General features: G+C 57.8%; 20 protein-coding genes and 3 pseudogenes. 14 read left to right on the forward strand and 9 right to left on the reverse strand.

What is annotated here, in order from left to right:
• Positions 1-6: 6 nt before the first annotated feature.
• The 4 genes from GNZ12_RS13810 to GNZ12_RS13825 all read right to left on the reverse strand — a co-directional run bounded on the left by GNZ12_RS13810 (position 7) and on the right by GNZ12_RS13825 (position 4,171).
• Complete coding sequence (locus tag GNZ12_RS13810; protein ID WP_172310850.1) at positions 7-663, reverse strand: acetyltransferase; 657 nt, start codon at positions 661-663, stop codon at positions 7-9.
• Positions 664-770: 107 nt separating this feature from the next.
• Positions 771-1,937: a glycosyltransferase gene (locus GNZ12_RS13815; RefSeq protein ID WP_172310851.1), complete on the reverse strand. Its 1,167-nt coding sequence runs from the start codon at positions 1,935-1,937 to the stop codon at positions 771-773.
• Positions 1,938-1,939: 2 nt separating this feature from the next.
• Positions 1,940-2,878 (reverse strand): glycosyltransferase, encoded by a 939-nt coding sequence (locus tag GNZ12_RS13820; protein ID WP_235993723.1) that lies wholly within the window; start codon positions 2,876-2,878, stop codon positions 1,940-1,942.
• A 171-nt stretch (positions 2,879-3,049) separates the two neighbouring features.
• On the reverse strand, positions 3,050-4,171 hold the full coding sequence (locus GNZ12_RS13825; RefSeq protein ID WP_172310852.1) for a DegT/DnrJ/EryC1/StrS family aminotransferase: 1,122 nt from the start codon (positions 4,169-4,171) through the stop codon (positions 3,050-3,052).
• 535 nt (positions 4,172-4,706) lie between these two features.
• Between GNZ12_RS13825 and GNZ12_RS44335 the strand changes: the two are divergent.
• The 6 genes and pseudogenes from GNZ12_RS44335 to GNZ12_RS13855 form a co-directional block, all read left to right on the forward strand.
• Positions 4,707-5,079: pseudogene (locus GNZ12_RS44335) on the forward strand (IS21 family transposase); the annotation flags it as partial.
• A 114-nt stretch (positions 5,080-5,193) separates the two neighbouring features.
• Positions 5,194-5,586 (forward strand): annotated as a pseudogene (locus tag GNZ12_RS13835) (IS110 family transposase); the annotation flags it as partial.
• A 398-nt stretch (positions 5,587-5,984) separates the two neighbouring features.
• A complete protein-coding gene (locus GNZ12_RS13840; protein WP_172310854.1) occupies positions 5,985-6,830 on the forward strand; it encodes a glycosyltransferase family 2 protein in 846 nt (281 codons plus the stop codon).
• A complete protein-coding gene (locus GNZ12_RS13845; protein ID WP_172310855.1) occupies positions 6,827-7,783 on the forward strand; it encodes a UDP-glucose 4-epimerase family protein in 957 nt (318 codons plus the stop codon). Before GNZ12_RS13840 ends, GNZ12_RS13845 begins: the two co-directional genes overlap by 4 nt.
• An 8-nt stretch (positions 7,784-7,791) precedes the next feature.
• A complete protein-coding gene (locus GNZ12_RS13850) occupies positions 7,792-8,829 on the forward strand; it encodes an MraY family glycosyltransferase (protein ID WP_172310856.1) in 1,038 nt (345 codons plus the stop codon).
• Between the two features lie 16 nt (positions 8,830-8,845).
• Entirely contained in the window at positions 8,846-10,732 is a 1,887-nt protein-coding gene (locus GNZ12_RS13855) for a polysaccharide biosynthesis protein (RefSeq protein ID WP_172310880.1), read from the forward strand.
• A gap of 254 nt (positions 10,733-10,986) precedes the next feature.
• Here the strand turns inward: GNZ12_RS13855 and GNZ12_RS45520 are convergent.
• Positions 10,987-11,185: pseudogene (locus GNZ12_RS45520) on the reverse strand (glycosyl transferase); the annotation flags it as partial.
• Positions 11,186-11,345: 160 nt separating this feature from the next.
• Between GNZ12_RS45520 and GNZ12_RS13865 the strand changes: the two are divergent.
• Together GNZ12_RS13865 and GNZ12_RS13870 are read left to right on the forward strand one after the other, a co-directional pair.
• A complete protein-coding gene (locus GNZ12_RS13865; RefSeq protein ID WP_172310857.1) occupies positions 11,346-12,356 on the forward strand; it encodes an acyltransferase family protein in 1,011 nt (336 codons plus the stop codon).
• Positions 12,357-12,751: 395 nt separating this feature from the next.
• Complete coding sequence (locus GNZ12_RS13870) at positions 12,752-14,248, forward strand: IS5 family transposase (RefSeq protein WP_235993567.1); 1,497 nt, start codon at positions 12,752-12,754, stop codon at positions 14,246-14,248.
• A gap of 142 nt (positions 14,249-14,390) precedes the next feature.
• On the opposite strand, the gene GNZ12_RS13875 is transcribed toward GNZ12_RS13870, so the two are convergent.
• Entirely contained in the window at positions 14,391-15,497 is a 1,107-nt protein-coding gene (locus GNZ12_RS13875) for an MraY family glycosyltransferase (protein WP_172310858.1), read from the reverse strand.
• Positions 15,498-15,781: 284 nt separating this feature from the next.
• Here GNZ12_RS13875 and GNZ12_RS13880 point away from each other — a divergent pair, with 284 nt between their 5' ends.
• Together GNZ12_RS13880 and GNZ12_RS13890 are read left to right on the forward strand one after the other, a co-directional pair.
• Positions 15,782-17,332, forward strand: a complete 1,551-nt coding sequence (locus GNZ12_RS13880) for a methyl-accepting chemotaxis protein (protein ID WP_172310859.1) — start codon at positions 15,782-15,784, stop codon at positions 17,330-17,332.
• 904 nt (positions 17,333-18,236) lie between these two features.
• Positions 18,237-18,572, forward strand: coding sequence for a hypothetical protein (locus GNZ12_RS13890; protein WP_172310860.1), 336 nt, complete (start codon positions 18,237-18,239; stop codon positions 18,570-18,572).
• Here the strand turns inward: GNZ12_RS13890 and GNZ12_RS13895 are convergent.
• On the reverse strand, positions 18,514-19,779 hold the full coding sequence (locus tag GNZ12_RS13895) for an IS256 family transposase (RefSeq protein ID WP_172310861.1): 1,266 nt from the start codon (positions 19,777-19,779) through the stop codon (positions 18,514-18,516). The two genes, GNZ12_RS13890 and GNZ12_RS13895, sit on opposite strands and share 59 nt — an antisense overlap.
• A 466-nt stretch (positions 19,780-20,245) precedes the next feature.
• Between GNZ12_RS13895 and GNZ12_RS13900 the strand changes: the two genes are divergently transcribed.
• Both GNZ12_RS13900 and GNZ12_RS13905 read left to right on the forward strand, forming a co-directional pair.
• Positions 20,246-20,611: an HVO_A0114 family putative DNA-binding protein gene (locus GNZ12_RS13900; RefSeq protein WP_172310862.1), complete on the forward strand. Its 366-nt coding sequence runs from the start codon at positions 20,246-20,248 to the stop codon at positions 20,609-20,611.
• Positions 20,608-20,937, forward strand: coding sequence for a hypothetical protein (locus tag GNZ12_RS13905; RefSeq protein WP_172310863.1), 330 nt, complete (start codon positions 20,608-20,610; stop codon positions 20,935-20,937). The genes GNZ12_RS13900 and GNZ12_RS13905 overlap by 4 nt, the downstream gene beginning before the upstream one ends.
• Before the next feature lie 278 nt (positions 20,938-21,215).
• Here GNZ12_RS13905 and GNZ12_RS13910 read toward each other — a convergent pair whose 3' ends face one another.
• The gene (locus GNZ12_RS13910) at positions 21,216-21,443 is read right to left on the reverse strand and encodes a hypothetical protein (protein WP_172310864.1); all 228 of its coding nucleotides are present in this window, start codon (positions 21,441-21,443) and stop codon (positions 21,216-21,218) included.
• Between the two features lie 1,014 nt (positions 21,444-22,457).
• Entirely contained in the window at positions 22,458-23,723 is a 1,266-nt protein-coding gene (locus tag GNZ12_RS13915; protein WP_172310861.1) for an IS256 family transposase, read from the reverse strand.
• A gap of 796 nt (positions 23,724-24,519) precedes the next feature.
• On the opposite strand from GNZ12_RS13915, the gene GNZ12_RS13920 reads away from it, so the two are divergent.
• Both GNZ12_RS13920 and GNZ12_RS13925 read left to right on the forward strand, forming a co-directional pair.
• A complete protein-coding gene (locus GNZ12_RS13920; protein WP_172310865.1) occupies positions 24,520-24,804 on the forward strand; it encodes a hypothetical protein in 285 nt (94 codons plus the stop codon).
• Positions 24,805-24,912: 108 nt separating this feature from the next.
• Positions 24,913-26,880 carry an AAA family ATPase gene (locus tag GNZ12_RS13925; protein WP_172310866.1) on the forward strand — a complete coding sequence of 656 codons (1,968 nt, stop codon included), beginning with the start codon at positions 24,913-24,915 and terminating at the stop codon, positions 26,878-26,880.
• Positions 26,881-26,943: the final 63 nt, after the last annotated feature.

A 26,943-nucleotide genomic window follows, 5' to 3' on the forward strand; every position in this document is an offset into this window, starting at 1 on the left:
AAGCAATTAGGACTTAACCATGGGTCGAGCGGGGTTGCCCACCACCGTCGTGAAGGGCTTGACGTCTTTGGTAACGATTGCGCCCATCCCGACGACGGCGCCGCGTCCAATCCTTAATGGACGGTCGGAGTTGCCGTGTCGCAGCACAGCGCCCGATCCGATGTATACATCATCCTCGATGACAATGCGTCCGTTGCAATTGACCCGAGGTGCAAAAGTAACGAAGTCGCCGATCACGCAGTCATGTGCAACATAGCTATACATGTTGCATTGAAAGTGGCGCCCAATTCGGACGTTCGCTGTAGACATCGTGAACTCGGAAAACACGGCGCCTTCGCCGACCGTCACATTATCAAAACGCTTGTGACTTGCCGCAGCGACCGATTCGAACTGAAGGTGCTCTGCCTCACATCTTTCCGCAAGCTTCCTTCGGCCAGCCGAGGTGCCAAGCGACAAAATGACTTTCCGGTCGCGATGTCCAGCTGATATCAATTTGTCAAAGGCAATCACCTTGACGCCGTTGACCACAGTGCCGACTTCTTCGGCGACGTCCGAGACAAAGACGACCGCGTCATTATCCTGTCTGTCACGCAAGATATCCCGGACGATCGGAAGTATTTCCCGTCCGTGTCCACCGCAACCATAAATTGCATAGCGATTCATGCTATCTCCGTTTCTTGTTTGTCGCGCCCTAAGGAGGCGGCGCGGTCCGCACGTGTCTTTTAGCCACAAGCGCTGCGTCCAGCGTCCGCAGCGTCTGGTCGGGCGCGTCAGCCCCGAATGCTTTCGCGCAACTTTCCTTTGACACGTCGAGCGACTTCCTTGACAAGGCTGGCCGTGGTGGTCATCGAAACATGGCTGGGGTCGGGTGCCAAATCCCGCCCGAGTTTTTCTTCGAGATGTGGAAAGTGGTCAGCCGAGGCATTGTCGGCCGGCCAGTCCGGACGCAAGGTATCGATGTTCGAGGACCAAACGTGAAAGACGCCGTCGCTAATATGGTAGTCCTTGAGAAGGATCTCGCGAGTCGTGTCGTTACAGAGAAGTATGTACAGTTTCTCAAGACCTACGAGGGCATAAGTCTTTGTCAGTCCGGGAAACTCGCCGCGGAACAGGAGTGCCTTTTCAATTTCCAAATGCTCTTCGGACGGAACATGCTTGCGCTGAAGCCGATCGTGGAAACCTTCCTTTAAAAGCTCTGAATTCATATCCGAAAAGAACGATTGCGCAATCAAATAATGTTCATTAATGGTGCGAATAGCATTCAATTTATTTTGTGAGCTCGCGTTCTCGCCGGGCATGATGCGGAATTCGATTTCGCACGAATCCGTCACATGTATATCGTAGTGCTTTACGAGGCGGATCCACATATCCATGTCAGGCAACTGACGATAGCGGTTATTGAATTCGCCGATGTGTTCATACACTGACCGCCGAACCATGATGGTCGGATGACACAGGCAATTGCCCTCATCGAAAAAGCGCCGAAGCCATTCGCCGCGTGATCGGTTTGCCTGATCGAAAACTGTGCCAAACGCCAGATCGGAGGGCGCAATCGGCGCGCCGTCCTTATCGATGAAACGCGCACGCCCGAAAACCGCGCCGATTTCCGGATGCGTATCGAGGAACTCCACCTGCCGGGACAGTTTGCCCTCCAACCAACGGTCATCAGAATTGAGTAGCGCGATATAAGTGCCCTTGCACTTGCTGATCAACTCATTGGTGACCACACATGCGCCACGATTTATCGTGTTCGGAAAAAACTGGATGCGTGGATCGTCGATCGACGCGACTGCGTTGCGGGTATCGTCAGTGGAGCCGTCATCCGAGATGATGAACTCGAAATCCGTGAAGTCCTGCGAAAGAACACTTTTGATGGCCTGCGCCACGAATGGACCGTGGTTGTAAGTGGCCATGATGACTGATACTTTGGGATGCATTTTTAACGCCTGATAATGTTTTGTAGCCTGCCGACCAGTACCGGCGGAATGGTGAGTTTTGCAAGTCCGACGATAAACGGCGGGCATGCGCTCACAACAAATTTGAGCATCTTGATCAGCAGACGTCTTTCAAATGTGTGCGTGCGAAAAGTGGTTGTGCTGATGGCGCCAGCACTTATCAAATGCCGCGCCAGCTCGTTGAACTCCGCATGAAATGTGCCATTGGTAGCGCGATCATATTGCGGCAGCAATGCGAGTTGTTCCGCAAGCTTTTGCTGATAGGTTAGAATACTCCAAGAGCCTTTGGGATGAACACGATAGACCGACATCGGCTCTTTCAGAAAGCCGATCAGGCCGAATTGGCCCAGCGTAATGTGCATTGCCCAATCGTAGGCTTTGATCGTAAAGAGCGAAGGCGGCAAAAGTCTAAGTGACTCAAGGCGATAGAGGCATGTCGAAAAATTGCCGATCACGTTGTCGCTGATAAGCGATCGACTGGTCAGGTAGTTCCATCCCTCCAATTCAGGAACGCGCGGTGTAAATTGCTTCGGACCTTCTTCAAAAACAATATAGTTTGCACTGCACATCACACACTCGCGATGACTCTCCAGGAAGCGGACCTGTTTGGCAAGCTTGCAGGGATCCGTCCAGTAATCGTCGCCCTCAAGCACCGCGACATAGTCGGCGGTACATGCGGCAAAGCCTCGCTGGTAATTGCGAGTGATGCCAAGATTTTTCGCCCCTTTCAAGTAGGAAATCGACACGCGCGGGTCGATTTCCTGGTAGGTGCTAATCACGGCTACGGTCGCATCCGTCGATTTGTCGTCGGCGACGATGATGTCGATCTCACCGTCAAACTGCTGCATCAGGATGCTGTCCAGTGCTTGCTGAACAAAGCGCTCGTGATTGTATGTGACGAGCAGAACGTTGACTCTCAGCATTTTGGTATGTGCTCAGGTTGGCCGCGTGCTGCAGATGTTTTCGATGCTTCTGCGACGCTCGCTGCTCGTAGAAGACTTGTCACAGGCTCCCTCCGCGCAACACATGGACGAAAGCCACCAGGTACCGTATGCGGCATTCCGGACATTTCCTTTCCTTTCATTTCATTTCATTCACTTCGATATTGTCCACTTTAACGACGAGCATCGCTTCGTACTTTGCCCGGCAACGTTTCTGTTCAATATTTTTTTTTTTTCCTCGTCGGCCAAACCGAAGTGGAGCGGCAGGCAGAGCACACGCCTGCTTATATCGTTCGATATCGGAGTTCTTTCTGCCTGACGGACGTAGTCCAGTTCCGATAGCGACGGATAGAAATAGCGGCGCGGATTGATGCTGTTGAGATTCAGCGTTGCAACGACGTGCAACAACATCTCTTCGCTTTCGAAGATCACCGGGAAGTAGGCGTGGTTGTATTCGCAGTCGGGCTCGATCGACTGGAAGCGCACGGGCAGTCCGACCAGTCGCTCCTTGTAGCGCCGATGCAATTCACGACGTTTCGCCAGAATCTCGTTGATATATTTAAGGTTGCAGAGCCCCATCGCGGCGTGAGCTTCGGAATTCTTGCCGTTGATGCCAACCAGACCAAATTCAGTAGGCGAGAGATGGCCGAAGTTGCGCATCTCTGCCACGCGTTTAAGCAGTTCGGGCGTCTGGCAGATCACGGCGCCGCCTTCAATCGTGTGAAAGAGCTTCGTCGCGTGGAAACTGGTTGCCGACAGATCGCCGTATTGGAATGCCGACTTACCGCGATACTTGGTGCCGAATGCGTGAGCCGCATCGTAGATCACCTTTAGGCCGTGCTTTTTGGCGATCGCGTCGATCTTGTCGATTTCGCAGGGATTGCCGAATACGTGGGTCGCCATGATCGCCGACGTTTTGTCGGTGATGGCCTGCTCGATCTTTTCCGGATCGATATTGAGCGAGTCCGGCGAAATGTCGACCATTGCCGGCGTGCAGTTCTCCCACACGATCGTAGAGGTCGTCGCGACATAGCTGAACGGCGTCGTAATGATCTCACCGCTCAAGCCAAGTGCCTTGATGCCGAGTTGCAGCGCGATGGTGCCGTTGGTTACGTACAAAAGGTAGTCGAGCGACAAATACTCTTTCAACCGTAACTCGAGTTCGCTTGAAAGGGGGCCGTGATTGGTCAGCCACTCGCGACGCCAGATGCCGTCAAGATAAGTTTGGTATTCAGCAAGTGGCGGGAGAAACGGCTTTGTGACATTGATTTGCATGACGAGGTTTCCTCATTCGACGTCCCACCGACTTAGCTGAGCATTCAATGCACCTACCTGCACATTGCGTACCTCGCGAAGCGATGGGTTCAACTGTACGTCGGACGGTTGTTATGGGTAATTTTGATTGATCGCGAAATTTTTATCGGTAAAGCCGGGCGTACGACCGTGCCGAAAAATTTTCGGATCGACCAGGCTGGCACGGCGGACGGTCTTGTGCGTTTGTCGCGGTGCAGTGAGTGTCTCGTCGCTTCACCCGTCGCGTGAACAAATGTAAGCCGGGTGCGATTTGACGAGCGCTGTCGTCTTGGTGCTTACGTGACGTGCCTTGGCGTGACTTTCCCCGCGTCCCTCTGCGCCTACAGTCTGGCCGCGTGAAGGAAAAAGCTCGCAATCCAAGTCCGAATTCGGGGGCTCGTTTGGAGCGACTTGATCCTTCGGGGAGGTTTCGTGGAATTGCATGTTTGCCGTCATGTCAGTTGGCCATGGCACCTTGTTATCAGGTTACTGATTATAACGAAAGATTCCGCGTCCTAGCCGCCCGCGCAAGCCGCGCAGAACCCTGAAGCAGATTCACGCTGACCTCTGCGCGCTGGGCTTCACCGGCTCCTGCGACCTTGTCGCCGCGTTCGCGCGTCGCTGGCGACAGGAACAGCAAGAACGCGCCAGAACCGCCGGTCGCGGTACCTTTGTGTCCCTCGCCTTTGCCTTTGGTGAAGCGTTTCAATTCGACTGGGGCGAGGATTGGGCTGTCATCAATGGCGAGTGCACCGAGCTGCAGGTCGCGTAGTTCAAGCTCAGCCACGGCCGAGCGCTCTTCCTGCGCGCCTATTTGCTCCTGACTCACGAGATGCTGTTCCACGCGCCACCACGCGTTTGTCGCGTGGGGTGGCATTCCGGGCCGGGGACCTACGAATGAAAGGGACTTCCCCGTCCCGAATCAGACGCCCGTGCGTGCAACGGCATCAAGGTGCCACGATAGGGTCTTCACGCACCATCAGCTCACTCGACAGGGGAAGTCTATGGCAATCGTAACTCTGGGAATTGATCTGGCCAAGAACGTGTTTGCTCTGCATCATGTTGGTCAGACGGGCAGGCCCGAATTACTACGTCGGAAGTCCGACGGGCCAAGCTGCTGGAAGCCTGCTCAGGTGCGCACCATTGGGCGCGAGAGTTTCAGAAGTTGGGGTATACGGTTCGCCTCGTGGCATCCAAGTTCGTCGCGCCGTACTGAATGTCTGGTAAACGCTGGAAGAACGACGCCCTATGACGCAGCGGCGATCTGCGAGGCCGTTACGCGACCGAACATACGATTTGTCCCGATCAAGTCGATAGATCAACAGGCCGATCTGTTCATACATCGTGCACGCCAAGGACACATCGAAGAGCGCACCGCGCCGATAAACCGGCTTCGCGTGCCCATCGCTGTTGCAGCCTTAATGTTCTCGCCTTCCATCGCATTGCTCCATCCTCACGAAAGCAATTCATTCACACTCGGGTTTGCCAGATTCAAGATAGGATGCGCCGGCGCTTACATTTGTTCTGGTTCCATATTAGGAATGGACCCACCGTCGCAGGCCATTCGTACTGGTTAAATCAATTATCGTTTTCTTAGGCTATTCGCATCCGCAATTCGGTCGTATGCCAATGTTGACATCGGTCGTAAATGCGACGCTCAGGTCAATTCTTGTTGTTTCTGGGCGTAACAAAAGGAAAAGTCGGTTGCCCGGCGCAAGAATTTTGAGCAAAATTGCGCCGTTGAATAGTCCCTGACCTAAAAAGTGTCGGTCAAAAGACACGCTCTTGATGCGACATGAATACTACACGTGAGCTGGGTGACGAGGACGAAGGCTTATCGGTATCGATGGTCGTCTATCGCCCCGACCTGAAACAACTAGCGCAGACGTTGAGCAGCCTTACAGGCTCTTACGATGCCCTTAGGCAGGCCCATCCCGCTGTCAAACTCGACGTATGTATGGTCGACAACGGCGGCTTACCCGATATGACAACGGCGTTTGCTGACCTCGAGTCGCGCGGCGCGAGGTGTTCTGTCATTACGGGGCAGGGCAACGTCGGCTATGGCTGCGGCCACAATCTCGCGATCGCGCACGCAGCGAGCCGCTATCACCTCGTTCTGAACCCGGACATCGATCTGGATCGGGATGCGCTGACGCGGGCGGTCGACTTTTTCGAAAGCCATCCTGACGTCGGTTTGCTTACCCCCCGTATCGGGGATGAGACCGGGCGTATTCAGTACCTGTGCCGCCGCTATCCGACGCTGCTCGACCTGTTCGTCCGCGGCTTTCTGCCGGCGCGTGCACGACGGTTTTTCGCAGGGCGCCTCGCGCGCTACGAGATGCACGACGTGATCAACGAGCGCGACGTCGTTTGGGATCCGCCCATCGTGAGCGGTTGTTTCATGCTTTTTCGCACGAAAGTGCTTAAACGGCTGGCGGGCTTCGATCCGCGCTACTTTTTATATTTCGAGGATTACGATCTGAGCCTGCGCACCCACGACGTGACGCGCATCGCATACCTGCCGTCCGTGCGCGTGCTGCATCACGGCGGCGGCGCGGCGCGCAAGGGCTCCGCGCATATCCGCATGTTCGTTACCTCGGCGTATCGGTTCTTCAACCGCTTCGGCTGGAAGTGGCTATGAGTCACATGTTGCTGAGCGGGGCCAACGGTTTTGTCGGGCGCGCGCTAGGGCGCGTGCTGGTGGACGCTGGCCACACGGTAACAGGCTTGGTGCGTCAGCAGGGCGGTTGTGTCGACGGCGTACATGAGTGGGTTCACAGTGACACGGATTTCGACAAGCTAACCGGCGCCTGGCCAGAGCATCTGCAACCGGACTGCGTCGTCCATCTAGCGGCCCGTGTCCACATCATGAACGACAAAGCGGCCAATCCGGACGCCGCCTTCCGTGCGACGAACGTCGACGGAGCGTTGCGAATGGCCGCCGCGGCCCGTGAGCACGGTGCAAAGCGCTTCGTCTTCGTGAGCAGCATTAAGGCAACCGCCGAAGGCGACCATGGGCGGCCGCTCCGAGAAACTGATCCGCCGCATCCCGAGGACGCCTATGGCCGCTCGAAACTCGCTGCGGAACAGGCGTTGACGCGTTTCGGCCAGCAAACAGGCCTCGAGATCGTCATAGCCCGCCCGCCGTTGGTATATGGCCCGCAAGTGCGAGCTAACTTTCTGCGCCTGCTAGACGCCGTCTGGCGCGGCACACCGCTGCCACTCGGCGCGATCGACGCTCGGCGCAGCATGGTCTACGTCGGCAATCTGGCGGACGCATTGGCGCATTGCGCGACCGATCCGCGCGCCGCAGGCCAATGCTTCCATATAGCCGATGCGACCGACCCGACCGTTGCCGACGTCGTCCGGACGCTTGCGCGCCATATGAACAAGCCCGCGCGCCTGCTGCCGGTTCCGCTAGGCTTGCTGCGCCTTGCTGGCAATCTGACTGGCCGTACGGCACAGATCGACCGCCTGACGGGCAGCATGCGCGTCGACACGACGCATATTCGCGAAGTGCTCGGCTGGCTTGCGCCCATTTCATCCGAGAACGGACTCGCCGCCACGGCCGAGTGGTATCGGGTGACACACTGAAACCCGCTATGGATATTCAAGCGCTCCAGATTTCCCCATGGACGATCGTATTGATCGTGGCCGTCGTCTCCGCGTGCCTGTGTGCGACTATTCTCTTCACATTGCTGAAAACTGGCCTCGCATGGCGTCTGGCAACCGATGTCCCGAACGACCGTTCGCTACACGTCCGGCCGACGCCGCGAGTGGGCGGCTGGGGCATCGTGCCGGTCGCTGCGGCGGCGACCTTGATGCTGGCGCCGAGCCTCTGGTATGCCGCTCTCGGCACCGTGTTCCTTGCGGCGATTTCGCAAATCGACGACCGGCGCGGATTGCCTGCGCGTGTCAGGTTCGCAGCGCATCTAATCGCCGTGGTCGGATTGGTTGTACTTTTTCCCGCCAATGCCCCCTGGTGGATCTTGGTAATTCTTGCATTTTTGATGCTATGGTTGGTTAACCTTTACAACTTCATGGACGGCGCGGACGGTCTGGCAGGCGGTATGGCGCTGTTCGGCTTCGCCGGTTACGCGGCCGGTGCGCTCTTTAGTGACCATCCCTTGCCGGAATTGGCGTGGTCAGCGACGGTGATCTCAGGTGCCGCGTTAGGCTTCTTGTTGTTTAATTTTCACCCAGCACGCATTTTTCTCGGGGACGCTGGCTCAATCTCGCTGGGTTTTCTTGCTGGGGCGCTTGGTTACTGGGGGTGGCGCGGAGGAGTGTGGCCCGTCTGGTTCCCGATCCTGGTGTTCGCGCCGTTCATCGCCGATGCGTCGATGACGCTTGCTCGCAGACTGCTGCGCGGCGAAAAGTTTTGGCAAGCCCATCGGGAGCACTACTATCAGCGTATGGTGCGTTCAGGGATCGGCCATGCTAGGACAGCTTTGACATGGTATGTACTAATGGTAGCTGGCATAATGCTTGCTATTTGTGCACTTGGCCGCTCAGTGATTTTTCAGTCGTGTGCGCTGGCCGTTTGGGGCGCCGTCCTCTGCGTAGCAGGCGCTTTGGTTGATATGCGCTGGCGTCGTTTCCAGTCAACACTGTCCGATCCAGTCAACACTGTCCGATAACTGAGGTATGACGCTGATGCTAAGAAACAAGGCCACATGGCTATCTTTCAGCGCTTTTCTTTTCGACTTGTGCGCGGTCGCCGCCGCTTGGCTGATTGCCTACATCATCCGCTTCAATGGCGTGGTTCCTGAAGACTTCAGGGTCGGAGCGATGCACTCGCTCCTCTGGGTCCTGCCGGCCTACGGCGTTATGTTCCGCATCTTCGGCTTGTACCGTGGTATGTGGGTCTTTGCGAGTTTGCCGGATCTTGTACGTATATCGAAAGCAGTCGTCGCTGGTGCGCTCGTCGCCATGATTGTTTCGGTGCTGGTCCAGCCTATGCCGATCGTGCCGCGCTCGGTGCTGGTGGTATCACCGCTATTTCTGTTTCTTGCGATGGGCGGATCGCGCGCGCTATACCGTGCGACCAAAGAGTTCTATCTGTATGGTGGACTCGTCGGACAGGGTAAGCCGGTAGTGGTGCTCGGCGCCGGCAACGCGGGCGCGAGTCTCGCGCGCGAGCTGTCGCGTTCGAGCGAATGGCGTCTCGTCGGCTTGCTCGACGACGATGTTTCCAAGCACGGCCGCGAGATCTATGGCTACAAAGTACTCGGTTCGATAAGCGAATTGCCGCAATTGGCCGAAACGCTGAAGACCGAATACGCAATCATTGCCATCCCCTCCGCCACGGTGGATGTGCAGCGGCGTGTCGCGACGCTATGCGTTCGCGCCGGCGTACGGGCGCTCGTGCTGCCTGCGCTAACCGACGTCACGCAAGGCCAGGCGTTTCTATCGCGCGTGCGACAGATCGACCTCGAAGATTTGCTGGGCCGTGATCCGATCATCATCGATACGCCCCATGTAGAAGCACTGCTGCATGACAGGATAGTGATGGTCACCGGCGCAGGCGGGTCTATCGGCTCCGAATTGTGCCGCCAGATCTTGCGCTTCCAGCCGGCTCAACTCATTGCCTATGACTTGTCCGAATTTGCGATATATCGGCTTACTGAAGAGTTGAGCGAGCGTTTTCCAGGCGTGTCGGTAATTCCGGTCATCGGCGATGCCAAGGACTCGCTGCTGCTCGATCAGGTGATGTCGCGCCACACGCCGCATATCGTATTTCATGCGGCCGCGTATAAACACGTCCCGCTAATGGAAGAACAGAACGCATGGCAGGCCGTGCGCAATAATGTGCTTGGCACCTATCGGGTGGGTCGCGCGGCGATTCGTCACGATGTAAAGCATTTCGTGCTGATCTCGACCGACAAGGCAGTCAACCCAACTAACGTCATGGGGGCGAGCAAACGTCTGGCAGAAATGGCGTGTCAGGCTTTGCAGCAGACCAGCTCGCGTACACAGTTCGAGACGGTTCGGTTCGGGAACGTACTCGGTAGCGCCGGCAGTGTCATTCCGAAGTTCCAGCAGCAGATTGCGAAGGGCGGCCCCGTAACCGTAACGCACCCCGAGATTACGCGCTTCTTCATGACCATCCCGGAAGCGTCGCAGCTCGTGCTGCAAGCGTCGAGCATGGGGCATGGTGGCGAGATCTTTATCCTCGACATGGGCGAGCCGGTGAAGATCGTCGACCTGGCTCGCGACTTGATTCGCTTGTACGGCTTTAGCGAGGAGCAGATTCGGATCGTGTTTACTGGTCTGCGGCCTGGTGAAAAGCTTTACGAAGAGCTACTGGCTTGCGACGAAACGACGACACGCACACCGCATCCTAAATTGCGGACCGCACGTGCGCGAGAAGTGTCGGATGATCTGTTGGACAAGTTGCTGCCGTGGCTTATGCAGCATCGCGTGTTAAGCGACGACGAAGTTCGTCGCGATCTGCGGCGCTGGGTGCCAGAATATCAACCGGCCACCGCACCGGCTTTGCGTAGTGTCGGTAGTGTCACATCCGTCACGCGGGCTTCCTAGAACTCACTCGCGATGCGGGTTCCCCGTTGCTGTCACGCATTGAAAAAGGCGCTCTTGAGCGTAATGCCGTTCAGTTAACACTGAACGGCATTAGGCCACGTGGGGCCTTTTTCTTGTCTTTACTTTCTGAACACTAGCTGGCAAGGCACCTTGAACCGCACGATGCTCACGTTGAGCCACACGTAGGTCGCAGCGAACACCACAACAAAGCAGTAGGGGTGCAGGGTGTGCCGCCGGAATAGCGTCGCCAGGACGACTGCAATTAGGGTAACCACGCACGAGATCACCGCAAGCGACAGCAGAAAATCAAGCGGCGGCACGCTAATACGCGTAACGGCGATATTCAAGAAGGAAATAGGCGAGGGCGACGGCTGCCATCGTGCAGGCTAGCCGCACGAGCGGAGAGACCCGTTTGGTCAGGTCTTCGACCAGCCTCGAACCGAATGCCGGCAGGGCCTCTCAATTTTGATTTTGTTGTCGCTGTTGCAGCAACAGATTACGACGGATCGTTAAACGTAGATAACTAGGGTCGCACCGTACGCTTCGATGGGAAATGCCTAAGTGGAATTGAGGTAGACTGCACGCAACAAAACGCCCCACCACACGAATCAAAATGCAGAGAAACGACAACCTTGACGGCATGCGAGGCATCGCTGTCCTTATTGTTTTCCTTTATCACACACTTGGAAAACCGGCCGCCGGTAACCTTGGCGTCGACGTCTTTTTTGTCTTGAGCGGCTACCTCATCACGAGCAAGCTAATTGAGGAAATCGACGCCACCGGCACCGTGGACATTTTTCGGTTCTATCTGAACCGCTGCCTGAGATTGCTGCCGGCGTTCTTCGTCATGTGCGTGCTGTATGAGGGGCTGCATTATTGTTTTCCGGGCATCGTCAGCTCCGCGCGGCCGATTTCGCTTCTAGCCTTCCTCTTCACATCCAATATCTATTGGATGAATGGCCTTCAACCATTTCCGGTCGCCAGCCATACGTGGACACTCGCGACAGAGTGGCAGTTCTATCTCGTGTGGCCGTTCATTGCCGCGTTTGTGATGCGCCGCCGAGAGCACAGATTGCCAGTGGCTCTGCTGTTGGCAGCATGCGCGCTCGCGCTGGTCATTGCCGAACTGCATGAGGCGAAGGTGCCGAAGTACGAAGGCATTCTGATTGGGTCGTCGATGGCGATTATGCTATCAGTTGCGCGACGCGAAAATCTGCCATTGAGGGGAGCGCCACTTGCGCTTGCATCGACCATCGGAATAGTTGCCTGGTCGTTCATTGGGTCAAAGTTCGGAGAAAAGTCGAGCCTCGTTGCCGTTGCGCTCTCAGTCGGCGCTATCTATGCAATGACGAACTCTGGATCTGAGAAAGCGATTCCGCTGCTGTCGGGACACGTGCTTAAGTATTTCGGGAAGATTTCATATGGACTTTATATTTATCACTTCCCGATCGTAGCAGTGGCCTACGTCGCAGGGATGAGCCCAGTGAGGATGTTCATAATCGGTGTCGCAGTGACGATTCCGCTCGCCGACTTCTCGTTTAGGTTCATCGAGGCCCCCGCGCTAAAGCTTCGATCTGTGTTTCACCGGACAAAGCACTCCACCTCTGCAGCAGCAGCGCGATAGCGAATCACGTTCCGGCCGGATACGCCGGTTTGACCGGTAAGCCATTCACCACCGTTGCTCGCGGAGCACTGATGATCGTTCTGGCTGACCGGCCAGTTGCTAAAGGGGTGTGCGTCCGGAAACATGTGCTGCAGAATCTGCACGATGTTCATTTTGTCCTCTCTATCGAATACGCCGCGCGCGGATGGTTCCTCCCGCGGTCGTGTACTGACTCCGAAACTCATCAGCCCGACGAGGAAGACCATCGTCGTAGCGGCGATGCTCACCCGTATTGAGTCGGTCTTGCAGAATGGCGAGAAGCCAGGCGGAGTAAGGGAATGGGTGCGAACACGGGGTTGCGAAACTCCCAGATTCAATATGGAATTGGCATATCTTCTGGGAGTTGAGAGCCGCCGATGAGCACGCCCGATTTCTTCCGCAGCCGCCTGGATGCAATGATCGATTTGCGTCACCCGCTGGCCGTACTGGCTAACCGGATGCCATGGGCATCGATCGAAGCGACGTTGACGCCGATGTTCGAGCGCCGTGTTCGCGAAGGCCGGGTGACCGCAGAGGTTGATCTGTTCGGCGTGACGCCTAAGCTCGCAGGTTCTGGTGTCAGCGCTGCAGGACGTCCACGCCTGTCCATCCGTCTGATGGTCGGTCTGCTGTATCTGAAACACGCGTACAACGAAAGCGACGACTCGGTGTGCGAGCGTTGGGCAGAAAGCGTGTATTTTCAGTACTTCTGCGGCGAGGAGTATTTCCAGCCGCGTCTGCCGTGCGACCCGACCAACCTGGTGCGCTTTCGGCAGGCGCTGGGCGAAGCCGGTGTCGAGGAACTGCTGGCGACGACGATTGCGGCGGCCATGGAGATGAAGGCGGTGACACCGGCCGAACTCGAGCGCGTGATTGTTGATACGACGGTCCAGGAGAAAGCGGTTGCATATCCGACCGACAGCCGTCTGCTTGAGGTGGCACGGGCCAGACTCGTGCAACTGGCGCAACGCGCCGGTCTGGCGCTGAAGCAAACGTACGAGCGTGAAGGCAAACGACTGCGTCGCCGCGCGGGCGGCTATGCGCATGCGAAGCAGTTCAGGCGCCTGCGTCGTGTACTCAAACGTCAGCGCACAGTATTGGGACGATTACTGCGTGACATCGAACGCAAGCTATCCGGGGCCCCGGACGAACGGCAGACACAACTGCGCGTGTGGCTCGAGCGTGCATGGCGCATTTGCCGCCAACGTCCAAAGGACAAGAACAAGTTGTACGCCCTGCACGCGCCTGAAGTTGAGTGCATCGGCAAAGGCAAGGCGCGGCAGCCCTACGAGTTCGGCGTCAAGGTAAGTCTCGCGATCACGGAGAAACAAGGACTGATCGTCGGCGCACGGGCGTTCCCAGGCAACCCATACGACGGCCACACGCTGGCGGAGCAACTCGAACAGAGCTCCATTCTGTTGCAGGATCTGCCCGGTACGCCGCAACCGAAGACCGTGCTGGTCGATCTCGGGTTTCGTGGCGTCGACGCCGAAGTATCATCAGTACAACTTATTCATCGTGGCAAATACAAGACCCTGACCCGCACGCAGCGACATTGGCTCAAGCGACGGCAGGCGATCGAACCGATCATCGGCCATGTGAAGCACGACCACGGCATGCGGCGTTGCTGGCTCAAAGGGCAAACCGGCGATGCGCTACACGCGGTGCTGTGTGCTGCCGGCTACAACCTGCGCTGGTTGCTGCGCGCCATCGTCCGCCTGGGCCTGAGGCCCGTATTTTTTACCCTCGCGTTGCTGCATTGGCTCGCCGATGTCACGTTGAAGTCGGCGCTTGCTCGCCACAACCACTTTCGGTGGGTTGATTCCAGTTCGCCGACAGGCCGCCCCCGTGGCTTAGCTCGCTACGCAAACTGAATTTTGCAGGTCCGACTATTGAAGGAACCGGTACGGACTCCGATCCGCCGATAGAGACACCGTTAAACGGTTGAATCAGCAGCCCATGACCATTGGTGAGGGACGGCAGAGTGGCAAATACGGCCCTAAGGCGCCCTTGTTCTCACCCCTTCCCCTTCCCCTTCCTAACCACCATCCACCGAGGCGACTTAAACCGCACAATACTCACATAAAGCCAAACGTAGGTAACGGCAAACACCACCACAAAACAGAACAGATGCAGCGTATGCCGCCAGAACAACGTCGCCGGCACAACCGCAATCAGACAGAGCAACCACAGATACGGCGAGGTGAGAGAGTTCCGCCGTGTCAATTCCCGAGCGGTACGCGCACCCACCGCCCATCGCATCAGCCGCTTATAAACCAGCATATGCAGATGCACGCCATCGGGAATCCCCGGCGACATCCCACGAATAAATTTCTTTCTATAGATCGAGAAGCAGGTCTCGAAGATCGGGTACATGAAAAGCAGCACCGGATACCACGCCGACACATCACGATTACGCATCACCAGCATGATCGACAGTTCGGCGAGCATGAAGCCGATAAAATACGCGCCACCGTCGCCGAGGAAAATCAGCCCTGCCGGAAAATTCCAGATGAAGAAGCCGAGCACCGCGCCCATCATCATGAACGATGCCGACAGCACGATCGGATCGGACACCTGGAATGCCACATAGGCGAGCGACGCGAACATCATGAACGCAACCATCGACGCGAGGCCATTGAAGCCGTCGATGATATTGATCGCGTTGGCGAGCGCCGCGACGGCCAGCACGGTGACCGCGCACGAGATCACCGCATACGAGAGCAGAAAATCGAGCGGCGGCACGCTGATACGCGTGACAGCGATATCCAGCAGGAAATAGGCGAGGGCGGCAGCGGCCATGGTGCAGACGAGCCGCGCGAGCGGCGAGACGCGCTTGGTCAGATCCTCGACTAATCCCGAACCGAACGCCGGCATGCCGCACGCGATCAGCCCCAGAATGCCGCCCGACACTGCGGGATACGCATGATGCAACTGCACGGCGGACACGATCAGTCCGACCAGAATCCCGGCGCCGCCGATGCGCGGCACCGGGCGCACATGGAATTTCTGCACGCCGGCCAGATCCGTATCGGTGGAGAATTTTTCATGCAGATGCGCATAGCGCACGATCAACAGCGTGATCAGCAGTGAAACGAGAAAGCCGAGCGCAAAACTAAGCATGAAAGTGGGCCTGAGCGAAGTGGGCCTGAGCGAAGACGCCGAATTATACAAACGAAACGCATGCCGTCCTGAAAAGCAGCGTTTGCGCCACGCGTGAGAGAAATCCCAGATAGTGAAGCTCTAACCGCCCGCAAAGCCATGCCTGTCATGGATTTCACCTATTTAACGAGGTCTCCTGAGGGCCGTTAACCTGGATGCGGCGAAGTGTAAGTTGCGGGCGAAAAAGACGGTCGCCGACGCATCGCGGGATTCGCCGCCGATCAATGAGACGTTCCGGAGACCCAATGTTAAACAAATCCACCATTCGCGGTGGCCTGACGCTGGTCATCAGCGTATTCGTCGCTTTTCTGCTGACCGTGATCGGCGTCGGCTATGGCGCGCTCAAGCTCGCGAATAGCAGTCTCGACGAGACTCAGCACAGCGCCGTGGCACTGTCGCATCTGAAGGCGAGCTCGGAGAAGCTGCTTCAAGTGCAGCTCGCGCTCGGCTCCTATCAGACGCTCTTCAGCGTCGGCAAGCAGACTGACGACCTGTTGCCGGCCGCGCATAAGGTGCTGCTCGAATCGAACAAGGACTTCGGCAGTTACATGGCCGGCCCGTTCGCGAGCGAGGACGAGAAGAAGCTCGCGCAGAACGTCGAGCAGGCGCGTAGCGCGCTCGTCGACAAGGCGATCGAACCAGCATTCAAGGCGCTCACCGACTTCGACTTCAACACCTTCCGCAACATCCAGGGCGAAACGGCGAACGCCTTTTACGCGGCCTATTCGAAGGCCATCGATGCGCTCGAGCGCTCGCAGATGGACAGCCAGCGCAAGCAGGCCGAGACGGCGGCGCAGCGTTTCCAGTTGGCGACGCTGCTGTTCGCGGGGATCGGCGCGATTGCCATCGTGATCGGTGTGATGGCGCGGATCGGCTTGTCGGCGGCGGTGATCAAGCCAGTCAACACAACTATCAGACACTTCGAGCGCATTGCCGCGGGCGATCTGACGATCGCAATCAAAAGCAGGTCGCGCAACGAGATGGGTCAGTTACTGGGTGCGCTGACGAAGATGCGCGATGGCCTCGTAGAGACGGTGGCGAAGGTGCGCGGCAGCACGACGGCGATTACGCAAGGCGCGAACGAGATCGCCTCAGGCAACGCCGACCTGTCGTCCCGCACCGAACAGCAAGCGGCGGCACTTCAGCAAACCGCGGCGAGCATGGAACAACTCTCGGCAACGGTGAAGCAGAACGCCTACAACGCGAAGCAGGCGAACCGGTTGGCGCAGGGTGCGTTGGATACGGTGACGCGTGGCGGAGAAGTGGTCTCGCGTGTCACCGAGACGATGGACGGGATCACCGAATCATCGAAGAAGGTAGCCGAGATCATCGGCATGATCGAGGGAATCGCGTTTCAGACCAATATCCTCGCCTTGAACGCGGCAGTTGAAGCAGCCCGCGCAGGAGAGCAGGGGCGCGGCTTTGCCGTCGTTGCATCGGAAGTGCGCAGCCTTGCGCAGCGTTCCGGCTCGGCGGCGAAAGAGATCAAGGAATTGATCGGCGAATCGGCCGCCAAGGTGGAACAGGGGGCCTCGCTCGTGTCCGAGGCACAGAAGACGATTCACGAAGCCATGGACGCGGTTCAACGCGTCACGGGCGTCATGAATGAGATCGAGGCGTCAGCGCTCGAACAGAGCGACGGGATCGAACAGGTCAACAAGGCGGTCTCACAGATCGACGAGGTCACACAGCACAATGCCGCGCTCGTCGAAGAGGCTGCGGCGGCGGCCAAATCGCTGGAAGAGCACGCGGTTGCCTTGCGTGATGCAGTCGCGGTGTTTCGGGTGGCGGATTAGCGTCTGGCCTACAAACCTGCAATGACGCATGTCCAGAAAAGCCACCGTCACCGAAGGAGCAGTGCGCAACTCGCCCGCCCGGCGATACTCGGCGACCATGCTGTTCTCGAGCGCACAACCGTAATCGGGCGCATTGAGCACGGCAATGCCGAATTCCTTGAGCAGCGATTTCCTGCCACCTTGACTTTTGAGATTCGCAATGATGTGAAAAGCCTTTTTGAAGAGAGTTGGCACGAGTCCCATCGACGGTTCGTCGAGTAGCGCGAAATCCGGTTCAGCAAAATCACGCGTCATCGCCGGCCTCTGCTGCTTGCCCGCCGGAGAGCGTACGGTCCGGTTGATGGGTCGGTTGTTCAGGCGCGGAAACAGATCGACCATCTCGTGCTTCAGATCGGTGTCCGCGTCACCGCGTGACCGCACCCAGGTCAGGTCCGGGAGTGCGCCAAGGATCAGGTGCTGGTTACACTCATCGGCTCAAACGGCGCCGGCCTTCCGGCGAATACGCGAGCCCGAGTCGCGATGCGAATTCAGTGGGGGATCCATTTCGAGGCGGCGTCCATGCCCATCTTGATCTCGCCGCCCGTTGACCGGATTCTGCCGGAGATCGCGATCGTCGTCGCCGTTTTGCCGGCTCCATTCGAGCCGATCAGCGTGACGAAGGACACCTGGACACATTGATCGAAATGCCGTGCAGCACTTCGATCTTGGTCGCTCCCCACCCTCCGGCTAGTCTCGACTTTCTCCCGCGTCTTCTCTTTGTTCCCGGGGAAGGCCCACCCGCGCGCATCGCGATCAAGCCGTTCCGGCGTCGACTTGCACGGGGCCCGGCGTAACCGAAACTGGGTTGGTGAATTCGTTTCGCGATTCAACGAATCACGTTCCTAAACCTTACGGAAGCCCCCTCATGCAAAACAACCAACACCACTGCCGTTTGTCCTTTGTAGATGCAAATTATGCCCACTTGCCGCGCCCGGTTCACTGGGTGCTCAACAGCATGGGCGTGTTCCTGCTAGCAGTTCCTTTCCTGTTCATGTTTCTTTCCGGGTTCCTGACTGTATGGGGGATCGACATGCTGCAGTCGGTCATCGGCATGGCGGGAGCTGGCGTGGTGTTCGCGCTTTTCGACATGCTGAAGGAGATAACGTCAAGTCTGGTGTATGGGCAGTTGATGGCCGGCGATGTCAAGCGGCGAGTTTCTGCTGACCCGGTTGATCGCCTTGCACCGGTTCTCCGTCCCTGAAGGCAATACCCTCCAGCAACAGCTTGATTTGTTCGGGGCCGTTAATACGGCGCCAGGTTTTCTCGGCTTCCTCGATCAGCTTGAATGCCAGACCGAGGAAGGTTGGTCGCGACACGCAGTTGCGCGTACGCGTAGTGCGGTGTCGCACGGTCGCGAACGTCGACTCAATCGCATTCGTCGTGCGCAAATGCTGCCAGTGCTCGGCGGGGAAGTCGTAAAACGCCAGCAGGCTCTCCCGGTCCTTCTTCAGAGTTTCGGTCGCCTTCGGATATTTCGCCGTATAGACCGTTACGAAACGATCGAACGCAGCGTACGCGTCGGCGCGCGTAGCGGCCATCCAGATCGCCTGCAGGTCTGCCTTCGCGCGTCCCTGTTGTGACTTCGGCAGCGCGTTGAGCACGTTGCCCATCTTGTGAAACCAGCAGCGCTGGCCGCGTGTCGCAGGAAACACTTCTTCCAGCGCAGCCCAGAAGCCCATCGCCCCATCGCCGACTGCCAGCAGTGGACCGGCCTGCAGGCCGCGCGCCTTCAGGTCGAGTAGCAGCTCTTGCCAGGACGCCTTCGACTCGCGATACCCGTCGCCGATTGCCACACGCTCCTTGCGTCCATCGGGCCTCACGCCGATGATCACGAGCAGGCACTGGCCGTCAGAGTTCTCGCTTCGCAGCCCAGTGTGAATGCCGTCAACCCACCAATACACGTAGCGCGACTTTGACAGGTCCCGCCGGCTCCAGCTGGCGTGCTCGTCGGCCCATTGCGCTTTCAGCCGACTCACCACATTGGCCGACAAGCCTTTGGCGTCATCTCCCAGCAGCACGCTCAGCGCCTCGCTCATGTCGCCCGTCGAGATGCCCTTCAGATACAGCCACGGCAGCGCGGCACTCACGCGCGGCGACTTCCTCACGTACGGCGGCACAATCGATGAATTGAACTTCACACCTGATCCTGATCGATCGCGAACCTTCGGGACCTTCACCGCAATGGGGCCGGCCGCGGTCAGCACTTCGCGCTCCGGCAGATAGCCATTGCGCACCACGGCACGCTGTCCGTGCAAGGTCTTGACGTTCTCGAACCGCTCCAGGAGCGCCGACAGCTCTGCTTCGATTGCCTGCTGGATCACCTGGCGCGCTCCCTGCCGGACCAGTTCGTCCAGACCCAGACCGGTTGCCGATAGACCGACGACTTCTTTTTCCGTAAACTTGCTCATGGTGGATGGTTTGTTGGTTGCTGGTTTCCGACTTCGACAATCAGATTCTCAGCTGAAACCTCCACCGCCTTCAATCTCCCGCCTCAATCCCCCCGTACACCAGTTTCGACCTTATCTCATGCTGAAGCTGGCTGCCCTGGTATTCGCGTTGGCCCTCGGTTTTGAGCTATGGGTGAGCAGGATTGAGTGGATCGAGGAAGTCCACCAGGTTGTTGATAACTGCTGTGAGGATTTCGTGAGACTGTTGCGATAAGCAAGCGTGCTTCACCTCTTCCTTTACGGCGTTTCCACCTGCGCATGAAGGCGCATTCGCGACCGCGAACGACGATGCGCGCGCCGCCTTGCGCAGGGCAGTGTTGACCCAAAAAACATATCCGCGTTTTGCCCGTTTGATTCTCGGGCGGGTGTGATCTTGCAAGACGTGCGTTGCCGACGGCGCACGTCCCTCCACAATGAAGGAGCGACCATGAGCTTTCTCACCCTCGCTAGTGTTCCCTTTGACGCAATGAATCAACCCATCACCGTTTTTCGTGATGATCGCCATCGCGACTTGAATTTGATTTTTTTTGAAGACGCAGAACACTTGCTGGCGATATTAACCCCCGCGCGGCTGGAGATCATCAGACTGCTGCGCGAAAAAGGACCGGCGCCAGCGGGCACGATTGCAACATGTCTTCATCGCGACAGGCTGACAGTCAGCAGGGACTTGGGAGTGCTTCTCGATGCGCAAGTCATCGACCTGGAGCGTGATGCGCGTTACGTATTTGGTTTTGAGGGCATTCGGGTAGTGATGCAATACCCGCCGTCCGGGCTGAGAGGGGCGCGGTCATGACGGACAGACAACACAAAGCGACTGCCGATTTGAATGTGTCTACGGGTGTGCTGATCATCCGTCTGGAATACGAGACGGTCAGGGAGGATGGGATGCTGCCTTCGGGCGGATTCATTGAAGTTGATGGCGTCTACCGGACTGGCGCCTCAGAGGGCAACTATTGCTTGGGTGGAGGCGGGCGCGCAACTGCTCACTGGGCCGTTTTTCTCTTTCCGCGTGACGCATTGGGAAACGTCTTCGGGTGGCTTTTGCTTTCTGACAGTCCAGTGGAGCTTGCCAACGCGTTGCACGGAATGCCAGCCGACGCTATACCGTGGCAGCATTGATGGAAGTTGCGGTGCCGCAGGAGTGAAGATCGCGGGCCAGGTACGCGTAGATCCGTCGTGTGCCTGGCCCGCGCATGCCCGGTGTCAAGATGCCAGAAGGGGCGATTGCCAGCATTTGTTTCGCACGCTGCCGATCTGATCTGTGGCGTTGATGACGCTATATCAGGCATGTCATGGTCCCATCAACTCCCGCTTGCAGTACGCCCGCAAGCGCCGCATTTCCTTTTGCTTGAACACCAGAAGGGTGTCGTTGATAACCAGGATGTAGCCGCTTCCTTCTACGGGGGCTCATCAACCCTGCCAAGCGAAATTTCAGGGTGCTCGATTTCTTCGCTGTCCACGATCTTCAGAAAAACATCCACTAGCGATGGACGGACGTAGACCTCGATGCGCCGCCGCGCCAGCCAGAGAAGAATGGATCTGTCAGGTTGTACAACGGCCCGAAACTCGCGCTTTGCACGAGGACGGCTACGCTTGGCAATGCTGACGGATTTTTTTGAGTGCATCTTTGTCCTCCAGTTGAAAGGGGTGTAGTTCTAACGATGTTCTGGCTGATGGCTCTCAAGATACCCGGAATCGAGCTGCTGAAGGCTTTGAAAAAAACATCATCTGATGCGATATTTCAAGTAGACGGCGATGTTCCGCGTGCTACCGCTACCCAGCTTTCAAAGTGAATGGGATCGGTGGTACGTGTGAGTGAGGTGAAGTGAGTTGGGATGTGTGCAGGAGCCAGACAGATTGTCATGGATGTCTCTGCGTAGAGGACGAGTCTTTGGTCGAGTCCCGCCGACAGACATGGCGCTCAGCAGACGGTGCCGTCCTTGAGGGTGCCTATATGAATGGACACCCGAATTCATTCGATGTCGTCGTGCCAATGACCCAACGTGCCAGGCATCGCAACGTGTCGGTCGACCAGAAAGTCGCAGGATCCCAAGGGAGGCCGCTGGAAATTTCCAATGGCACCAGCGCGATCCAAACTATGGTGCTTTACAAATATGGCAAACGGTTTCACGGCAGGGGGGTAAAAAGGCTTTTTAAATCAAAGACCATACCCGACGGTGTGTCGCCCGGCCGACATATCTGCTGCGCGCGTAAATGGCTTGATACCGCTCGTGCCTCCGAAAACTTGCCCGGAGGACCTACGATGCTGTCAGATCTGTAAGGTTGAGGGCGTGGCGCCCCTCGTTGACCTCAACGACTTAACCGAAAATCTAACCTCAATCGATTGGTGCTTTGCACACCAGCTCAGATCTTCCCAGTTTCATTGGGTTCACGGTATTTCGAAAGGCGTGACTGGGGAAGCCCACATGCTAAAAAAAGGCCTGAGCGTAATGTCGCGCTCAAGAATGACAATGGTTCATAACCGTGTCTGGCTTCCCGGGGTGCACGTTCTAATGCCGTGAATGAATCTCATCTTGTGAATTGAAATGTCGGGGATAGGTACTGGCATAAAGAGGTCTTTCGCCTTCACGCGGAGATAACGTCAAGTCTGGTGTATGGGCAGTTGATGGCCGGCGATGTCAAGCGGCGAGTTTCTGCTGACCCGGTTGATCGCCTTGCACCGGTTCTCCGTCCCTGAAGGCAATACCCTCCAGCAACAGCTTGATTTGTTCGGGGCCGTTAATACGGCGCCAGGTTTTCTCGGCTTCCTCGATCAGCTTGAATGCCAGACCGAGGAAGGTTGGTCGCGACACGCAGTTGCGCGTACGCGTAGTGCGGTGTCGCACGGTCGCGAACGTCGACTCAATCGCATTCGTCGTGCGCAAATGCTGCCAGTGCTCGGCGGGGAAGTCGTAAAACGCCAGCAGGCTCTCCCGGTCCTTCTTCAGAGTTTCGGTCGCCTTCGGATATTTCGCCGTATAGACCGTTACGAAACGATCGAACGCAGCGTACGCGTCGGCGCGCGTAGCGGCCATCCAGATCGCCTGCAGGTCTGCCTTCGCGCGTCCCTGTTGTGACTTCGGCAGCGCGTTGAGCACGTTGCCCATCTTGTGAAACCAGCAGCGCTGGCCGCGTGTCGCAGGAAACACTTCTTCCAGCGCAGCCCAGAAGCCCATCGCCCCATCGCCGACTGCCAGCAGTGGACCGGCCTGCAGGCCGCGCGCCTTCAGGTCGAGTAGCAGCTCTTGCCAGGACGCCTTCGACTCGCGATACCCGTCGCCGATTGCCACACGCTCCTTGCGTCCATCGGGCCTCACGCCGATGATCACGAGCAGGCACTGGCCGTCAGAGTTCTCGCTTCGCAGCCCAGTGTGAATGCCGTCAACCCACCAATACACGTAGCGCGACTTTGACAGGTCCCGCCGGCTCCAGCTGGCGTGCTCGTCGGCCCATTGCGCTTTCAGCCGACTCACCACATTGGCCGACAAGCCTTTGGCGTCATCTCCCAGCAGCACGCTCAGCGCCTCGCTCATGTCGCCCGTCGAGATGCCCTTCAGATACAGCCACGGCAGCGCGGCACTCACGCGCGGCGACTTCCTCACGTACGGCGGCACAATCGATGAATTGAACTTCACACCTGATCCTGATCGATCGCGAACCTTCGGGACCTTCACCGCAATGGGGCCGGCCGCGGTCAGCACTTCGCGCTCCGGCAGATAGCCATTGCGCACCACGGCACGCTGTCCGTGCAAGGTCTTGACGTTCTCGAACCGCTCCAGGAGCGCCGACAGCTCTGCTTCGATTGCCTGCTGGATCACCTGGCGCGCTCCCTGCCGGACCAGTTCGTCCAGACCCAGACCGGTTGCCGATAGACCGACGACTTCTTTTTCCGTAAACTTGCTCATGGTGGATGGTTTGTTGGTTGCTGGTTTCCGACTTCGACAATCAGATTCTCAGCTGAAACCTCCACCGCCTTCAATCTCCCGCCTCAATCCCCCCGTACACCAGTTTCGACCTTATCTCCTTCACGCGTCGGGTGTGAGTCTAGCCGCGTTCGGGGGCCTTCGGGCGACGTGAGCGGTTCGTCGGTATCTGTCGACATGTCGGTTAAGCGAATGCAGCGACATCGCAGGGCGCCAAGATGCGCTGAGACAGATCGACGGGGCGATCGGGGAGTCCGCCGTGCCGCTAACTCGCCATTCGGTCACGAAATGATTCGATATCCGAACCGGACTGGTGAGGAGTAGGTCATTACCTCCCAACACTTCTATCCGCACAGCAGCGATATATAGCTGTCGCAAGCCTCCTCGCATTCCCTTTCCACAGCGCCTTGTGCTGATAGCCGCCAGTGCCGCACCGGCATCAGCGCTCGATTTGCATCCCCAAAACGTTGTGCGATCCTGGCTTCGCCGTCGCGCTCACGCGCTCAGTGTTGTAGCGGTCGGGTGACTAGTGTGTATGCGGTATTCGCCAGCCCTTGCGGTTTTCTGAGTCGGTGAGCATGGTGCATAGCGCCGTCTGGCATCGGGCCGCGCTTGACTGTCGAATAAATAGCAGCGTCACCCGCTTCACGACCCTAGGCATCGTTGTGGCAGCAATCTGGCGATCCACGGACCTGATGGTGATGGCACAGCCGAGGCGTGCGGTGGGCGCCATTGATACAGACGGACGAACAGCATTATTTTTCGGAGAGGAAAAGGCATGGAGATTGAACGTTTTACATTTATGGGCACTGGCGAGCGGGTTGTGAAGGTGTCTGGCACGGGCATCAATGTCTACATTGCTGAGTCGGTACCCGTTGAGGTGCTCGAGATGTTTATGAAGCGTATGCGTTCGCAAATGGCGCGCCGCATCGGCCGCCTCCGGCATGCCGAACGCCGCTGGAAGCGCCGCAGGCTTAAACGTGTGCGGGTACGCGTGCGTAGATGCTGGCTCAAGAAACGCCGCCACAAACCGCGCGAGCGGAGCCGCATGCCACGCAGGTAGACCTAAATGCGGCTTGCATCAGTAGCGATGCCAACCAATGCCTGGCGGCCGGCGCGTTGTATCAGTCGACGCAGCCCGCTGCCTTAATCTACAGACCGAGCTAAATCTATGAATGGATTGTTCAGAACGCCAGTGGGCCTTACCTTGCGCCTGATTTTTGTGGGCCTGTTTATTTTGAGTATCGTGCACTCGCCTGCTTTGGGCTATCTCCTCGGGGCAGCCCAGCGCTCCCAGCTGCTTTCGCTTACGCTCATGGCTGCCGTCTCGGTGTGGGTGCAGGACCGACGCAGCGGGCGGTGGGCGAGCGCGGCGTTTCTTGTGCTAAGTGTGGGGCTGCTGCGCATCGCACTCCCGATTGACAGATTAAGCGGGTACGGTTTGGCTATCTGGGGTCTAGCCGCTGGTGGCATCCTGATCCAGCGCTACTGGTTGAGAAAGCAGGCAGCGAAAGGCCGGTCTACAGCGAATGCCGGTGCGGCCGCGCAGTTACCACGGCACCGGTCTGAGCCGTCGCAGCCGGTCTACCTATTCGATCAAAACGTGCAGCAGGCGCGCTACCGGTTCGCCGATCTGGTCGGTATGGGCGAGACCAAGAAGCGAATGCTGGCGGCTGGTGAGGATATCGTGCGCGGCAGCGGTAACAAGCGCAACGGTGTATTGCTGTTCGGAGACCCCGGTAACGGCAAGACACTTTTCGCCGAGGCACTCGCGGGCGAGTTGAAGGTGCCTTTCATGTCGATCACCTACGGGGATGTCGCATCGAAGTGGATCAACGAGACGCCTCAGAAGATCGACGCGATGTTCCGCACGGCTCGACGGCTTGGCGCTTGCGTCCTGTTCATCGATGAATTCGACTCGTTCACGAAACCCCGTGACGAAGGCGGACATTCGATGGACCGGGATATGGCGAACGTGATGTTGACGAACATCAACAACCTGCACGGTACTCGTGTGGTCCTTGTGGCTGCCACGAACTTTATCGACAAGCTGGATCCTGCGGCTATCCGCGATGGGCGTTTCGATTACAAGATCGAAATCCCGCCGCCCGATATGGAAGCGCGAGTGGCAATCCTGCGTAAGTCCATCGGTGAAAGCCTCGGCTCCTCCTTTGTTGAACCGGTAGCGATCACGAGCCTGGCCGAGCGTTGGTCCGGCTTCAGCGCCAGCCGCCTCACGAGCATCGGTGGACAACTGGCCGACATGCGCCGCGACGGCAAGTTCGGCGCGGGCAAGGTGACTTTCGACCTCGGAATGCGGGCGATGCGCCTGATCCAGGGCCGCAAGGGCAAGCTGCCAGAGGATGTGAAGTCGATCGACGAAATCATCATGCCGGGCGAGGCACGCACTGTCCTGCGTGATATGGCCTACAGGATGCAGCAGGTCCACAACCTGGAAAAGATGGGCGGCAGCCTTCCCCGGGGTGCAATCTTCTTTGGTCCTCCGGGGACGGGTAAGACTCAGGCGGCGATGGCGCTTGCCCAGGCAAGTGGATGGGCGTTCCTGATGACGACCGGCGCGAAGCTTGTAAGTAATCCGAACCTCTGGGGCAGGTTGGTGCGTGAAGCAAAGGATATCCGTCCGGCAATCGTCTTCATCGAAGAAGCTGACGATACGCTGCTCGACCGTCGTTACTCGAACGTGGCGCGTTTGACTAATGAAATCCTGGCAACTGTTGACGGTGTTGACGGCCGGGTTCGGGACGTGATGTATATCGCGGCCACGAACCACTACGATCGCCTGGATAGCGCAGTGTTGCGTGGCGGGCGGTTCGAGGAAAAGGTCCGCTTCGACGTTCCGGAACCGCAGGACATGCGGGCTTATCTCGGCCAGAAGCTGGCGAAGGTGGCCGGCAACATTTACACCGTCGCTCCGGGTGTGCTTGACCGCTGCGTTGCGGTGCTGGCCGGGCGATCAATCGCCGATGCCGACGCGGTCATCGCCCAGGCGATCAACTTCGCTGCCGTCCGCGCCCTGCGAGGCGCTGGAGCCCGTTTATGTCCCGGTGATATGTCAGCCGCCGCGCAGGTCGTGTTTGGTGAAAACGGCCAGGCAACAGCGAGGCCTACATACAAGTGAGGTTGTCAAAACTTCCGACTCTCCCGCAGGGGGCGGTGTTGCCAAGGATGCTCTTCAACCGGA

This window comes from Paraburkholderia solitsugae (assembly GCF_013177695.1).
Classification (GTDB): Bacteria; Pseudomonadota; Gammaproteobacteria; order Burkholderiales; family Burkholderiaceae; genus Paraburkholderia; species Paraburkholderia solitsugae.

Coding starts and splice junctions, on each gene's coding strand:
- GNZ12_RS13820 (WP_235993723.1), bottom strand. CDS start 2,878: ATGCTGAGAGTCAACGTTCTGCTCGTCACATACAATCACGAGCGCTTT.
- GNZ12_RS13890 (WP_172310860.1), top strand. CDS start 18,237: ATGCAAAACAACCAACACCACTGCCGTTTGTCCTTTGTAGATGCAAAT.
- GNZ12_RS13815 (WP_172310851.1), bottom strand. CDS start 1,937: ATGCATCCCAAAGTATCAGTCATCATGGCCACTTACAACCACGGTCCA.
- GNZ12_RS13810 (WP_172310850.1), bottom strand. CDS start 663: ATGAATCGCTATGCAATTTATGGTTGCGGTGGACACGGACGGGAAATA.
- GNZ12_RS13920 (WP_172310865.1), top strand. CDS start 24,520: ATGGAGATTGAACGTTTTACATTTATGGGCACTGGCGAGCGGGTTGTG.
- GNZ12_RS13840 (WP_172310854.1), top strand. CDS start 5,985: ATGAATACTACACGTGAGCTGGGTGACGAGGACGAAGGCTTATCGGTA.
- GNZ12_RS13915 (WP_172310861.1), bottom strand. CDS start 23,723: ATGAGCAAGTTTACGGAAAAAGAAGTCGTCGGTCTATCGGCAACCGGT.
- GNZ12_RS13880 (WP_172310859.1), top strand. CDS start 15,782: ATGTTAAACAAATCCACCATTCGCGGTGGCCTGACGCTGGTCATCAGC.
- GNZ12_RS13850 (WP_172310856.1), top strand. CDS start 7,792: ATGGATATTCAAGCGCTCCAGATTTCCCCATGGACGATCGTATTGATC.
- GNZ12_RS13900 (WP_172310862.1), top strand. CDS start 20,246: ATGAGCTTTCTCACCCTCGCTAGTGTTCCCTTTGACGCAATGAATCAA.
- GNZ12_RS13905 (WP_172310863.1), top strand. CDS start 20,608: ATGACGGACAGACAACACAAAGCGACTGCCGATTTGAATGTGTCTACG.
- GNZ12_RS13870 (WP_235993567.1), top strand. CDS start 12,752: ATGAGCACGCCCGATTTCTTCCGCAGCCGCCTGGATGCAATGATCGAT.
- GNZ12_RS13845 (WP_172310855.1), top strand. CDS start 6,827: ATGAGTCACATGTTGCTGAGCGGGGCCAACGGTTTTGTCGGGCGCGCG.
- GNZ12_RS13825 (WP_172310852.1), bottom strand. CDS start 4,171: ATGCAAATCAATGTCACAAAGCCGTTTCTCCCGCCACTTGCTGAATAC.
- GNZ12_RS13855 (WP_172310880.1), top strand. CDS start 8,846: ATGCTAAGAAACAAGGCCACATGGCTATCTTTCAGCGCTTTTCTTTTC.
- GNZ12_RS13865 (WP_172310857.1), top strand. CDS start 11,346: ATGCAGAGAAACGACAACCTTGACGGCATGCGAGGCATCGCTGTCCTT.
- GNZ12_RS13925 (WP_172310866.1), top strand. CDS start 24,913: ATGAATGGATTGTTCAGAACGCCAGTGGGCCTTACCTTGCGCCTGATT.
- GNZ12_RS13910 (WP_172310864.1), bottom strand. CDS start 21,443: ATGCACTCAAAAAAATCCGTCAGCATTGCCAAGCGTAGCCGTCCTCGT.
- GNZ12_RS13875 (WP_172310858.1), bottom strand. CDS start 15,497: ATGCTTAGTTTTGCGCTCGGCTTTCTCGTTTCACTGCTGATCACGCTG.
- GNZ12_RS13895 (WP_172310861.1), bottom strand. CDS start 19,779: ATGAGCAAGTTTACGGAAAAAGAAGTCGTCGGTCTATCGGCAACCGGT.